We start from the raw sequence: 11,596 nt of genomic DNA, 5'->3' as shown, positions 1-11,596 counted from the left end.
CACGGCAGCGGTCGGGCGGTCACCGGGACGGTTACTGCCGTTCAGCCGTTCAGCCAGTCGAGCAGCACCGCGCCGTTGAGGTTGCCGTTGCGGAGCGCGCGTTCAGCCGACACCCGCGCCCATCGCTGCACCCCCGGCTCCACCGCGATCGCGCGCTCGAGCAGCGGCAGAGCCTCGTCCGCGAAACCGTGCAGGGTGAGGGTGATGCCGGCCGACCGCAACACCGCCGGATCGTCGGGCGCGATCGCGACGGCCGCGGGGAGTTCGGCGTTGCGCAGCGCGTCGTCACCGGCCGTCATCCCGGAGCGGATCAGGTGGCGGTGGGCACGCGCGACGGTCAGCAGACGGCTCAGGTCACCCACCGGGTCGCGCGAGTCGTCAACGCGCAGGTCGATCACAGGGTCGTCCGCGTTGCCCGTCGCCTGCGCACCCCGTTGCGGCCCGACGACGAGCAGCGCGGCCGACTGCGGGCCGCGCACGTCCCCGCCTTCCCGTTCGGCGGCGACCAAGGCGGCCACCAACCGGTCGGCCAGGTCACCGGGAGCCGTGGAGTACGCCTCCAGCATCGCCGGCCACACCGTCGCGGACGCCATCATGTTCGCCTGCACGCTCACCGCGTCACGCGCGCTGTGCCCCGCCTCTGAAATGCAGTCGGGACCGGTGAACACCGACGCCGGACCTCGCACGCCCACCGCCGCGAACTGCGCTTCCGCCGCACCGGGAACGGTCGCCAGCGCTCGCACCGCCTGCTCGCCGCTCATCCCGCTCGCCAGCAGGTCCAGCAGCATCGACCGCCAAGGCAGTTCCGACCCCGCCTGCACCACCACCGCGCCGACTCCAGCGAGCGCGGCAGGCACCCGCGGCCGATGGCGAGCACCCCGCTCTGCACCGCCACGCCCAGGCATCCGGTCTCAGCGTCACGCGCCACGATCGAGTAAGTCACGGCCGCGATCATCCGAACCCGCGTTCCGCCGCCGCAATCGAATATCCGACGCGGACAATCGCCCACCTACCGAGTGCCCGCCCTCACCCACATCCCCGGAATCACGCCAAGGGCTCGGAGTTCCAGCGATGACGAGTCAAGGGCGTCCGCACTCCGCAAATACAACCCCGCACCACCAACCCGACCACCTACGAACGGGGGTCCGGGGGCAGCGCCCTCCGGGCGGGGTCCGGGGGTTGCACCCCCGGAAAACACGACGAGGCGAGATGGTCGACGCTTTCCATCGACACACCTCGCCCCTCGACGAGTGGAGCTGAGGGGAATCGAACCCCTGACCTACTCGATGCGAACGAGTCGCGCTACCAACTGCGCTACAGCCCCGTGTTCTGTTGTCGTGCGGAGGAAGCATATCAGTAGTCGGGGGGTGGTTTTGCCACCCCCCTCTACTCGCCCGACGCCCGCCGGTACGGGAGGGCTTCGGGGCCGTCCAGCTCGACGAACAGCGGGTCCTCGTCGTCCGGGTCCACCACGACGGTGCCAGGGCGGGGCTGGTGCTGGAACCTCGGCTGCGGTGCCAGGCCGGGCTGGTCACGGGTCTTCTCGGCCTCCGGGGAAGGCGCGGACGACGGCGTGGGCGCGGCCTGCGGCGGCACGTCGGCTGCCTGGCGCGTGGTGGAGCGGCGACGGGCCTGGGCGAGCCTGGCCTGGCGGCGCGCGCGGATCTCCTCCTCGATCCGCACCTGCCGGCGCAGGTAGGCGAGGTAGGAGAAGAGCGTCACGTCGACCGCGGCGTGGCCCCACCAGACGACCGGGTACAGCACACCGGCGACGACACCGGTGACGAGGGCCAGGAGCAGCAGCGTACCGACCACCCGACGGCGGAACGCGTACTTCGCCTGGGCCACGATCGCCGCGGTCTCCGGGTCGTAGCCGCCCCGCCCGGGGCGGAACGGCCGGTGCGCGACGTAGTCGGCGTCCGGCTCGTCGTAGTCGTCGTAGTCGTCGAAGTCCGTGTCGTCCTCGGGCATGGCGTCGTACTCCTCCTCCATGCTGCCGCGTGACGCGTCGGCGCGCTTGCGCACGACCATCGGCACGAGGACGACCAACCAGGCCACGACCAGTCCCACGACGATCAGCGAGCTCGGCATCCCCGTCACCTCCCCCTACCCCGCGGCACGCTCGGTGGTGCGCATGCCACGCTAGTCACAACAGTCACACCTGTGTCGGAGGCACGCCGACTGGCGTACGTACCAAAGTGTGGTGTATCACCCACTTTCGGGTGATCCGAATAAGCCGCTCGGCGCGCAGATCAGGCAGATCGGGCGTATCCCTGTGCGACCAACCGGCGTACCAACCCCTCCGGGGACGTCTCCTCCGCGGTCATCGCGAAGCACAGGTGGTCGCGCCAGTCGCCCGCCACGTCGAGGTACCGCAGGAACAGGCCCTCCTCCCGGAACCCGGCCTTGGCGAGCACGCGCAGGCTGGCCCCGTTCTCCGGCCGGACGGTGGCCTCCAGCCGGTGCAGGCCGCCCTCGCCGAAGCAGTGGTCGACCACGAGCGCGAGCGCCGCCGTGGCCACGCCGCCGCGCGCCCGGTCGGCCGCCACCCAGTAACCGACCCACGCCGAGCGCAGCGAGCCGCGCACGATGTTGCCCACGGTGATCTGCCCGGCCAGCACGCCGTCCACGGTGATCACGAACGGCAGCGCCTGGCCGCGCCGGGCCAACGCCCTCAGCGACGACCACTGCTGCGGCCACGCCATCGGCGCGTTGCGCTCGTGCCACCCCTCGGCCGCGGTGGGTTCCCAGTCCTCCAGGTACGCCCGGTCGCGCAGCCGGGCCCGCGACCACGCCGAGGCGTCGAACAGCTTCGGCGGGCGCAGCGCCACCAGGCCCGCGTCGACCCGCAACGGCCCGAGCCGCGCGGGCCAGCCGGGGTGCCGACCACCGTCACCCGCGAAACCCATCCATCCCCACCGTGCTCGTTCCCCGCTGCGAGGTCATCCTCGTTGCGCGAGGAAGCTGACCATGACCTCTTCGCCGACCGCCACGTCCGTCACGTCCTCGTCGACCATGATCAGGCAGTTCGCCTCGGCCAACGACGCCAGCAGGTGCGACCCGGAGGTACCCAGCGGCTGCACCAGGTACTCGCCGTTGTCCGCGTCGCGCAGCAGCTGGCCGCGCAGGTAGCCGCGCCGGCCCTTGGTCGAGGTCAGCGGCGACAGCAGCCGCGCGCTGACCGCCCGCCGGTACGGGTTGCGCTTGCCCAGCGCGGCCCGGATCAGCGGACGCACCAGCACTTCGAAAACGACCAGGGCGCTCATCGGGTTCGCGGGCAGCAGGAACGTCGGCACCGCGTCGGGTCCGAGCCGGCCGAAACCCTGCACCGAACCGGGGTGCATGGCCACCCGCGTCACGTCCACGTCACCCAGGTCGGCCAGCGCCGCGCGCACCTCGTCGCCGATGACGCCCCCGACGCCACCCGCGACGACCACGATCTCCGACAGCAGCAGCCGTCCCTCCACGACCTCGCGCAGCCGGCGCGGGTCCGGCGACTGGATGCCGACCCGGCTGACCTCGGCGCCCGCGTCCCGCGCGGCGGCGGCCAGCGAGTAGGAGTTGACGTCGTAGACCTGGCCCTGGCCGGGGGTGCGGTCGACGTCGACCAGTTCCTCGCCGATCGAGATCACCGACACCCGCGGCCGCGGGTGGACCAGCACCTTGTTGCGGCCGACGGCGGCGAGCAGGCCGACCTGCGCGGCGCCGATGGACGCGCCGCGGCGCACCGCGACGTCACCGGTCTGCACGTCCTCGCCGGTGCGCCGGACGAACGCCGCGGACGGCACCGAGCGCCGCACGGTCACCTTCGCCGGGTGCCCGTCGGTGAAGCCGATGGGCACCACGGCGTCGGCCAGGGTGGGCAGTGGCGCGCCGGTCGCGACCCGGACCGCCTGGCCGGGCTGCAGCCGTCTGGGCTGGCGCGACCCCGCCGGGATCTCGCCGACCACGGGGAGCGTGACCGGTTCCTCGTTGGCGGCCTGCACGTCGACGCTGCGCACGGCGTAGCCGTCGACCGCCGCCTGGTCGAACCCGGGCAACGCGCGTTCGGCGACGACCTCCTCGGCGCACAGCAGGCCCTGCGACTCGGAGATCGCCACCCGCACCGGGGCGGGCCGCACGGCGGCGGCGACCACCCTGGCGAGCTGCTCGTCCACTGACCTCATAGTTGACCTCGTTTTAGGAGTTGGCGAGGCGTGCCCGCAACCACTCCCCCAGCTCGGGCCCGTAATCGGGGTGCTCAAGTGCGAAGTCAACCGCAGCTTTGAGGAATCCCCCCGGATTGCCCAGGTCGTGTCGCCCACCGCGGTGGACCACGACGTGCACCGGGTGACCCTCGTTGATCAGCAGCGCGATGGCGTCGGTGAGCTGCAGCTCGCCGCCCGCGCCCGGCGTGATGCGCTTGAGGGCGTCGAAGATCGCGCGGTCGAGCAGGTAGCGGCCGGCCGCGGCGAACGTGGACGGCGCGTCCTCCGGCTTGGGCTTCTCCACCATGCCGACGACCTGCTTGACGTCGTCGTCACCGGTGTCCCGGACGTCGAAGACGCCGTAGGCGGAGATCTGCTCCTTGGGGATGTCGAACGCGCACAGCACGCTGCCGCCGAACTTCTCGCGGACCGCGGCCATCTTCTTCAGCGAGCCCGTGGGCAGCACGAGGTCGTCGGGCAGGAGGACGGCGACGGCGTCGTCCGCGCCGGTCAGGTTGCCCTCGGCGCAGCCGACCGCGTGGCCGAGGCCCAGGGCCTTGTCCTGGACGGCGGTCTCGACGGTGAGCAGGTTCGGTGCGCGGCGGACCTTGGCGAGCAGGTCCGTCTTGCCGCGCTCCTCCAGCGTCGCCTCCAGCTCCGGCTGCGGCCGGAAGTACTCCGCGACCGCGTCCTTGCCGGGTGAGGTCACGATGACGAGCTTCGTCGCGCCCGCTTCGGCCGCTTCGGTGGCGACGAGTTCGATGCCAGGGGTGTCGACGACCGGCAGCAACTCCTTGGGCACCGCTTTGGTGGTGGGCAGGAAGCGCGTGCCCAGGCCTGCCGCCGGCACGATTGCTGTCTGGAAGGCGCTCATGGGCAGCGAGCGTAACGGCGCGCTTAGGGTGACCTGCCATGACGTCCGGTGAACGTGATCGGAAGGCCACTCTGCGCACACGGCTGCGGGCCGCGCGGCGCAGTGCGGTGATGCCGCCGATGACGGCCGAAGTGGTGTCGGCCGTTGCTGCTTTTGAGGTTTCCGCTGGTGAGACCGTGTGCGCTTATGTCGCTTCGGCGGTGGAGCCCGGGTCGTTGACGATGGTGGAGGCGTTGCGGGCGCACGGGCTGCGGGTGTTGCTGCCCGTGGTCGTCGGGGAGGGGTTGGACTGGGCTCCGTACGACGGCCGGCTGCGGGTGGGTGCGTTCGGGTTGCGGGAGCCGGTGGGGCCGTTGTCGGGTGCTTCGGCGGTGGGTTCGGCGGCGTTGGTGCTGGTGCCGGCGTTGGCGGTGGATCACGGCGGGGTGCGACTGGGGAAGGGTGGCGGCTTCTACGACCGGGCGTTGAGGTTGTCCACAGGTCCGACGGTTGCTCTGGTGCGGGACGAGGAGTTCGTGCCGTCGTTGCCGGCGGAGCCCCATGACGTGCGCGTGGACGCGGTGCTGACGCCGGGGCGGGGGCTGGTGCGCCTGCCGTTGCTGTGACTTTGACCTGTGATGTTTGCGCCACATATGCCGGGTGGCGCATCATCGGTGTTGGCACTCGTGACGGAGGAGTGCCAACCAGGACTCGTGGAGGGCCCACCGTGCCGACTTACCAGTACGCCTGCACCGAGTGCGACCACCGGTTCGAAGCGGTGCAGTCCTTCTCGGACTCCGCGTTGACCGCGTGCCCCGAGTGCTCCGGCAAGCTGCGCAAGCTGTACGGCGCGGTCGGTGTCGTGTTCAAGGGCAGCGGCTTTTACCGGACCGACAGCCGTTCGTCCTCTTCTGCTTCCACTTCCTCTTCCACGTCGTCCGCGAAGTCGGAGTCTTCTTCCTCGTCGTCTTCGTCTTCGTCTTCGACTCCGGCCGCCGCCGCGTCCTGACGCGTCGAAGTTGTCCACAGGCCCCCGAGTTGTCCACAGCTCGGGGGTTCGCGCTGTCCCGAGGCATGATCAGTCCCTAACGTCGGACGCATGCTCCTCCACCTGAGAAGGATCCTCGCGGGCCTGTTGGCCCTGGTAGCCGTGGGCGTGGCCGTGCTGCCGGACGACCCGACGGTGAACTTGGTCGTGGCCGCCCGAGACCTGGCACCGGGCGTGCCGTTGGGTGCGGACGACGTGCGGGTGGTCGCCGTGCCGCCGTCCCTGTCGCCGTCCGGCGCGGTGGCGGAGCGTGACGCGTTAGGCAGGCGCTTGGTGAGCGCGGCCCGTTCCGGCGAACCGCTGACCGATGCCCGTCTGGCACCGGCCGACCCGGCCGTGTCCTCGGTGGCCATCCGCCTCGCCGACGCGGGCGTGGTGGGGCTGCTGAGGCCGGGGAGCCGGGTGGACGTCGTCGGCGCGGAGTCCCACGTGCTGGCCGCGGACGCCTCGGTGGTCGCCGTGCGCGAGGGCGAGGTCGTCGTGATCTCCGCCGAACGCGCGTCGGCACACCGGATAGCCGCCGAAACCCTGGCCGGCCCACTGGCCGTGATCCTGCGCTGACTCCACACCCCTACCCCACCGGCCCTGCGCCACCGACCTCATCCACCAAGCCGTACGTGACGACGACCCACCCACCTGCATCAAAGCGGGCAGGCATCGGCGGCAGTCGGTGGACGGCGGTCGGCGGTCGTGGGACGGCGGGCAGCGGTCGGCGGGCAGCGGTCGGCGGGCAGCGGTCGGCGGGCAGCGGTCGGCGGGCAGCGGTCGGCGGGCAGCGGTCGGCGGGCAGCGGTCGGCGGGCAGCAGGGGCAGCCGGTCCGCAGGCGGCCGCCAGCACCCACCGGCACAGCGGTCGGCAGGCGGCCGCGCGCACCCACCAGCCGCAGCAGTTCACGGGCAGCAGGCACCGCCCACGGCCACAGCGGTCCACGAGCGACTGGCTGCACCCGCTGTCTGCAGCGGTCGGAGGGCAACGCCCAGTGGCGGCAACGGATGGCCGGTGATCGACAGGCGGCGGGCAGCGGTCGCGAGCGGCCGGCAGCACCCATAGGCCGCAGCGGTTCGCGGCTGGCCGGCAGCGCCCTCCGTCCGCAGCGCCCGACAGGAGAGGCAGCGGTGGCGGCGGTCGGTGGGCAGTGCCAAGCGGCGGTGGGTGGGTGGTGGGCGGGCTGGGGTGGGGTGGGGACCGGCGGATGGGTCGGGCGGCTGTCTGTCCGCGTCAGGCCCGGTGGTCACGGGCTGGGTGGCGGGTGGGTGGATTGGGGGCCGGTGTTCGGGAGTGGGTTCAGGCGTGGTGCGGGGCTGGTGGGGGCGACACACGGAGGCGGAGTGTTACCGAGGTGGGGTGGAGCGGTTACCCTCCGCTCGCCCCCACCTATACGCCCGAATGGAGGAGCCAGCTGTGATCAAGGGCTTCAAGGACTTCCTCATGCGCGGCAACGTGATTGATCTTGCCGTGGCAGTGGTGATCGGTACCGCGTTCACCGCGATCGTCACCGCGTTCAGCACGAACCTGATCAACCCGATCATCGCACTGTTCGGCGGCAACAACATCAACGGGTTGGCCGTGCAGCTCGGCAAGAGCGACAAGACGATCGTGGACTTCGGCGCGATCATCACGGCGGCGATCAACTTCCTGATCGTGGCCGCCGTCGTCTACTTCATCTTCGTCCTGCCGATGAACAAGCTGAAGGAACGTCGCAAGCGCGGCCAGGAGCCCGGCCCCGCCGAGCCCACCGACGTCGAACTGCTCAAGGAGATCCGGGACCTGCTCGCCCAGCGGCAGCGTCAGGACTGACGCGACTGCCGGCGAACCACGCCAACGACAACGGAGTCGTCGGCCGAGGCGGGACGGGTACGACCGCGGCTGCTTGGCGGCGCCCAGTCACCCGCCGCGGCGGCGTCCACCGGCTCGGCAGCACCGTGACGAAGGTCATGGTCTTCGCCGACCTCGATCAAGGCGCGGTGGCGCGGGCCGGAGGATCGGCCAGGGCGCTAGCCGCCGTGGTGTGGCGGCCGGTTCTCCTCGTACCACCGGTCGTCGCGGCCGGTCGGGCGTGGTTCGTCCGACGAGTCCTCCGGCAGGACGTCGCCGAACACCTCGGCCAGCCGACGACGCCGCGCCGCCTCCTCCGCGGCCGAATCGGCCGAAGGGGCCGGAGCGGCGGAGGTGGCGGGGTCGGCGTCGTCGGCTGGCCCGGTCACGCCTCGTCCAACCCCGACAGCTGCTCGATCACGTACGGCACCAGCGCCGACAACGTCGCCATGCCGTCACGCACCGCCGACCGCGACCCGGCCAGGTTCACCACGAGGGTGCTGCCGGACACGCCGACCAGCCCCCGCGAGATGCCCGCGTCCACGGCACCCGCCGCCAGCCCCGAAGCCCGGAGCGCCTCGGCGATCCCGGCGATGGGCCGGTCGAGCACGCCCTGCGTGGCGTCCGGTGTCACGTCGCGCGGCGACACGCCGGTGCCGCCCACGGTGACGACCAGGTCGACACCACCGATCACCGCGGTGTTCAGCGCGGCGCGGATGCCCACGACCTCACCCTCCACCGCGACCGTGCCGTCGACGATGAACCCTGCTTCCTCCAGCAACTCGGTGACCAGCGGTCCTGTGCTGTCGTCGTGCTCACCGTGCGCCACCCGGTCGTCCACGATCACGACAAGGGCGCGTCCCAGTCGCTGCGCGCTGCGTTCCATGAACGCAACCGTAGCCAATCGGCGGATCTGACGGTTCCGTGACGTCACGCTGTCGCCCCGCGATTTCCCGCCGAACCACCCCTAACTTCGGTGACGTGCGTGTTCTCCTCACCGGCGGAGCCGGGTTCATCGGCTCACACATCGCCGACCAGTTGGCCGAAGAGGGCCACGAAGTCGTCGTGCTCGACGCCTACCTCCCGCAGGCCCACCGCGACCATCCACCGGTGACCCACGACGTCACCGATCCCGACACGGTGAAAAGACTCCTCGAAAGAGTGGACGTGGTCTGCCACCAGGCCGCCGTCGTGGGCCACGGCCTCGACCCGTCCGACGCACCCCTGTACGCCCGCAACAACGACCTCGGCACAGCCGTGCTGCTCGCCGCGATGCACGAGGCGGACGTGCGGCACCTGGTGCTGGCCTCGTCGATGGTGGTGTACGGCGAGGGCCGGTACGAGTGCGCCGAGCACGGCGTCGTCCTGGCCGCCCCACGCCGCCAAGCCGACCTCGACCAGGGCCACTACGAACCGCCGTGCCCGCACTGCGGCAGCCCCCTGGAGCCGCGCCTGGTCCCCGAGGACGCCCCGCTGGACCCCCGCAGCACGTACGCCGCCGGCAAGCTCGCCCAAGAGCACTACGCGGCCGCGTGGGCACGCCAGACGGGCGGCACGGTCTGGGCGCTGCGCTACCACAACGTCTACGGCCCGCGGATGCCCAAGAACACCCCGTACGCGGGCGTGGCGAGCCTGTTCCGCAGCGCGCTCGAACGGGGCGAGGCGCCCACCGTCCTCGAAGACGGCCGGCAGCGCCGCGACTTCGTGCACGTCACGGACGTGGCGCGAGCCAACGTGCTGGCCATCGGCAGGCCGGCCGAACCGGGCACGTTCACCGCGCTCAACATCTGCTCCGGCGAACCGCACACCGTCGGCGACCTCGCCACCCACCTGGCCGAGGCGTGCGGCGGCCCGAGTCCGCGCATGATCGGCGGCGCACGCCCCGCGGACGTCCGGCACGTCGTCGCCGACCCTACCAGGGCCCGTGAACTGCTCGGCTTCCACGCCACCACGCCGTTCGCGGCGGGCGTCAAGCAGTTCGCAACGGACCCCCTGCGCTGAGCGGCAGCCGCACCTCGAACCGGCAGCCGCGCCCGTGGTTGCGGGCGTCGATCGTGCCCTGGTGCGCCTCCACCAGGCCCCGCGCGATCGCCAGGCCGAGCCCGCCGCCGACGGGCTGCCGGTGCGGCGCGCCGCGGAACGCCACGTCGAACACGCGCGGCAAGTCCGCCTCCGGGATGCCGCCGCACCCGTCGTCCACGCGCAGCAACGCCGACGAGCCGTCCACGTCCACCTGCACGGCCACCGTGCCGTCCGGCGGGGTGTGGCGGATCGCGTTGGACAGCAGGTTGCGCACCACGCGGGCCAGTTCGGGGTCGCTGCCCAGCACCACCGGCCACGTCGCCGCGTCCGTCCGCAACCGCACGCCCTTGCGCGAGGCCACCGGGCTCTCCGCCGCCACGACCTCGCTGACCACGTCCGCCAGCGGCACCTCCGACAGCGTCAGCCGCAACGCGCCCGCGGTGATGCGGGACAGCTCGAACAGGTCGTCCACCATCCCGGACAGCGCCTCGGCCTCGGTGGAAATCCGCCCCGCGTACTCGGTGACCTCGTCACGCCGCGACACGACGCCGTCCGCCAGCGCCTCGGCCATCGCCCGGATCCCGGCCAGCGGTGTGCGCAGGTCGTGGCTGATCCACGCCACCAGTTCCCGCCGCGACGCCTCGGCCGCGCGTTCCCGTGCCCGCGCCTCGCTCTCCCACACGCTGCGCCGCGCCAGCGCCCGGCCCAGCAGCACCGCCGTCGGCACCGTCACCAGCGCCACCAGCAGGCACACCAGCACGGTCGTGGTGAGGATCGGGGTGAACATGAACCCGCTCACCGCGAGCACGCCGCCGATGGTCGCGACCACCGGCACGATCGCCAGCACGGTCAGCGCCGTGGCCAGCGACCCGTTCTGCAACCGCCGCAGCAGCACCGCCCCGAGCAGCGCCAGCGGCAGCGAGAACAGCACCGCGTACGGCAGGATGTGGTAGATCTCGGTCAGCATCACGCACCGCCGTCGTACCGGTAGCCGACACCCCACACGGTGGCGATCCGCACCGGCCGCGCCGAGTCGACCTCCACCTTCTCCCGCAACCGTCGCACGTGGACGGTCACGGTGGACTGGTCGCCGAACTCCCAGCCCCACACCCGCGACAGCAGCTCGCCCCGGCTGAACGCGGTGCCCCGGTTGGTCAGGAAGAACACCAGCAGGTCGAACTCCCGGGTGGTCAGCGACAGCTCACGCCCGTCCAGCCACGCCGACCGCGCGCCCACGTCCACCCGAAGCCCGCCGTCCTCCAGCACCGACGACGACCGCGTCGCCGCCACCCGCGACCGGCGCAGCACCGACGTGACCCGCAACGCCAGCTCACGCGGGCTGAACGGCTTGGTCACGTAGTCGTCCGCGCCGAGCTGGAGCCCGGCGATCCGGTCCTCCTCCTCGCCCAGCGCGGTCAGCATCACCACCGGCACCGCGCTGCGCACCCGCAGCCGACGACACACCTCCAGCCCGTCCACGCCGGGCAGCATCAGGTCCAGCACCACCAGGTCCGGCTCGCGCTCGGCGATCCGGTGCAACGCGGTCTCGCCGTCGCCGACCAGCTCGACCTCGTGCCCGGCCAGCTCCAGGTACCGGCGCACCACGTCGCGCACGGTCATGTCGTCGTCCACGACGAGCACCCGCCCGGTCGTCTCACCCATGTCCGCGC

The 11,596-nt window shown here is 72.0% G+C and carries 13 protein-coding genes, 1 tRNA gene and 1 pseudogene; 5 read left to right on the top strand and 10 right to left on the bottom strand.

Annotation, left to right across the window (positions count from 1 at the left end):
- Positions 1 to 41: 41 nt before the first annotated feature.
- The 6 genes and pseudogenes from A6A25_RS29230 to A6A25_RS29205 form a co-directional block, all read right to left on the bottom strand.
- A pseudogene (locus A6A25_RS29230) lies at positions 42 to 955 on the bottom strand (DUF1028 domain-containing protein).
- A gap of 296 nt (positions 956 to 1,251) precedes the next feature.
- Positions 1,252 to 1,324, bottom strand: a tRNA-Ala gene (locus tag A6A25_RS29225).
- A gap of 62 nt (positions 1,325 to 1,386) precedes the next feature.
- Entirely contained in the window at positions 1,387 to 2,091 is a 705-nt protein-coding gene (gene sepX, locus A6A25_RS29220; protein WP_073895619.1) for a divisome protein SepX/GlpR, read from the bottom strand.
- 161 nt (positions 2,092 to 2,252) lie between these two features.
- Positions 2,253 to 2,909: a GNAT family N-acetyltransferase gene (locus A6A25_RS29215; protein WP_073895617.1), complete on the bottom strand. Its 657-nt coding sequence runs from the start codon at positions 2,907 to 2,909 to the stop codon at positions 2,253 to 2,255.
- 33 nt (positions 2,910 to 2,942) lie between these two features.
- Complete coding sequence (gene glp / locus A6A25_RS29210) at positions 2,943 to 4,166, bottom strand: molybdotransferase-like divisome protein Glp (protein WP_073895615.1); 1,224 nt, start codon at positions 4,164 to 4,166, stop codon at positions 2,943 to 2,945.
- A 13-nt stretch (positions 4,167 to 4,179) separates the two neighbouring features.
- The gene (locus tag A6A25_RS29205) at positions 4,180 to 5,061 is read right to left on the bottom strand and encodes a UTP--glucose-1-phosphate uridylyltransferase (protein WP_073895613.1); all 882 of its coding nucleotides are present in this window, start codon (positions 5,059 to 5,061) and stop codon (positions 4,180 to 4,182) included.
- 38 nt (positions 5,062 to 5,099) lie between these two features.
- On the opposite strand from A6A25_RS29205, the gene A6A25_RS29200 reads away from it, so the two are divergent.
- The 4 genes from A6A25_RS29200 to mscL all read left to right on the top strand — a co-directional run bounded on the left by A6A25_RS29200 (position 5,100) and on the right by mscL (position 7,886).
- Positions 5,100 to 5,666, top strand: coding sequence for a 5-formyltetrahydrofolate cyclo-ligase (locus tag A6A25_RS29200; RefSeq protein ID WP_073895611.1), 567 nt, complete (start codon positions 5,100 to 5,102; stop codon positions 5,664 to 5,666).
- 101 nt (positions 5,667 to 5,767) lie between these two features.
- Positions 5,768 to 6,049, top strand: coding sequence for an FmdB family zinc ribbon protein (locus tag A6A25_RS29195; RefSeq protein WP_073895609.1), 282 nt, complete (start codon positions 5,768 to 5,770; stop codon positions 6,047 to 6,049).
- Between the two features lie 90 nt (positions 6,050 to 6,139).
- Entirely contained in the window at positions 6,140 to 6,649 is a 510-nt protein-coding gene (locus A6A25_RS29190) for an SAF domain-containing protein (RefSeq protein ID WP_073895607.1), read from the top strand.
- Positions 6,650 to 7,490: 841 nt separating this feature from the next.
- On the top strand, positions 7,491 to 7,886 hold the full coding sequence (gene mscL, locus A6A25_RS29185) for a large-conductance mechanosensitive channel protein MscL (protein ID WP_073895605.1): 396 nt from the start codon (positions 7,491 to 7,493) through the stop codon (positions 7,884 to 7,886).
- A gap of 197 nt (positions 7,887 to 8,083) precedes the next feature.
- On the opposite strand, the gene A6A25_RS29180 is transcribed toward mscL, so the two are convergent.
- Together A6A25_RS29180 and A6A25_RS29175 are read right to left on the bottom strand one after the other, a co-directional pair.
- The gene (locus A6A25_RS29180) at positions 8,084 to 8,293 is read right to left on the bottom strand and encodes a hypothetical protein (RefSeq protein ID WP_073895603.1); all 210 of its coding nucleotides are present in this window, start codon (positions 8,291 to 8,293) and stop codon (positions 8,084 to 8,086) included.
- A complete protein-coding gene (locus A6A25_RS29175; RefSeq protein WP_015098113.1) occupies positions 8,290 to 8,790 on the bottom strand; it encodes a MogA/MoaB family molybdenum cofactor biosynthesis protein in 501 nt (166 codons plus the stop codon). The genes A6A25_RS29180 and A6A25_RS29175 overlap by 4 nt, the downstream gene beginning before the upstream one ends.
- 95 nt (positions 8,791 to 8,885) lie before the next feature.
- Here A6A25_RS29175 and A6A25_RS29170 point away from each other — a divergent pair, with 95 nt between their 5' ends.
- Positions 8,886 to 9,905, top strand: coding sequence for an NAD-dependent epimerase/dehydratase family protein (locus A6A25_RS29170; RefSeq protein ID WP_073895601.1), 1,020 nt, complete (start codon positions 8,886 to 8,888; stop codon positions 9,903 to 9,905).
- On the opposite strand, the gene A6A25_RS29165 is transcribed toward A6A25_RS29170, so the two are convergent.
- A complete protein-coding gene (locus A6A25_RS29165) occupies positions 9,874 to 10,893 on the bottom strand; it encodes a sensor histidine kinase (protein WP_073895599.1) in 1,020 nt (339 codons plus the stop codon). The genes A6A25_RS29170 and A6A25_RS29165 overlap by 32 nt on opposite strands.
- Positions 10,893 to 11,588 carry a response regulator transcription factor gene (locus A6A25_RS29160; RefSeq protein ID WP_073895597.1) on the bottom strand — a complete coding sequence of 232 codons (696 nt, stop codon included), beginning with the start codon at positions 11,586 to 11,588 and terminating at the stop codon, positions 10,893 to 10,895. Before A6A25_RS29160 ends, A6A25_RS29165 begins: the two co-directional genes overlap by 1 nt.
- Between the last annotated feature and the right edge of the window lie 8 nt (positions 11,589 to 11,596).

This window comes from Saccharothrix sp. CB00851 (assembly GCF_001905065.1).
Lineage (GTDB): Bacteria > Actinomycetota > Actinomycetes > Mycobacteriales > Pseudonocardiaceae > Actinosynnema.
The sequence above is the reverse complement of the archived record's forward strand: the minus strand, read 5'-3'. Positions and strand labels throughout refer to the sequence as shown.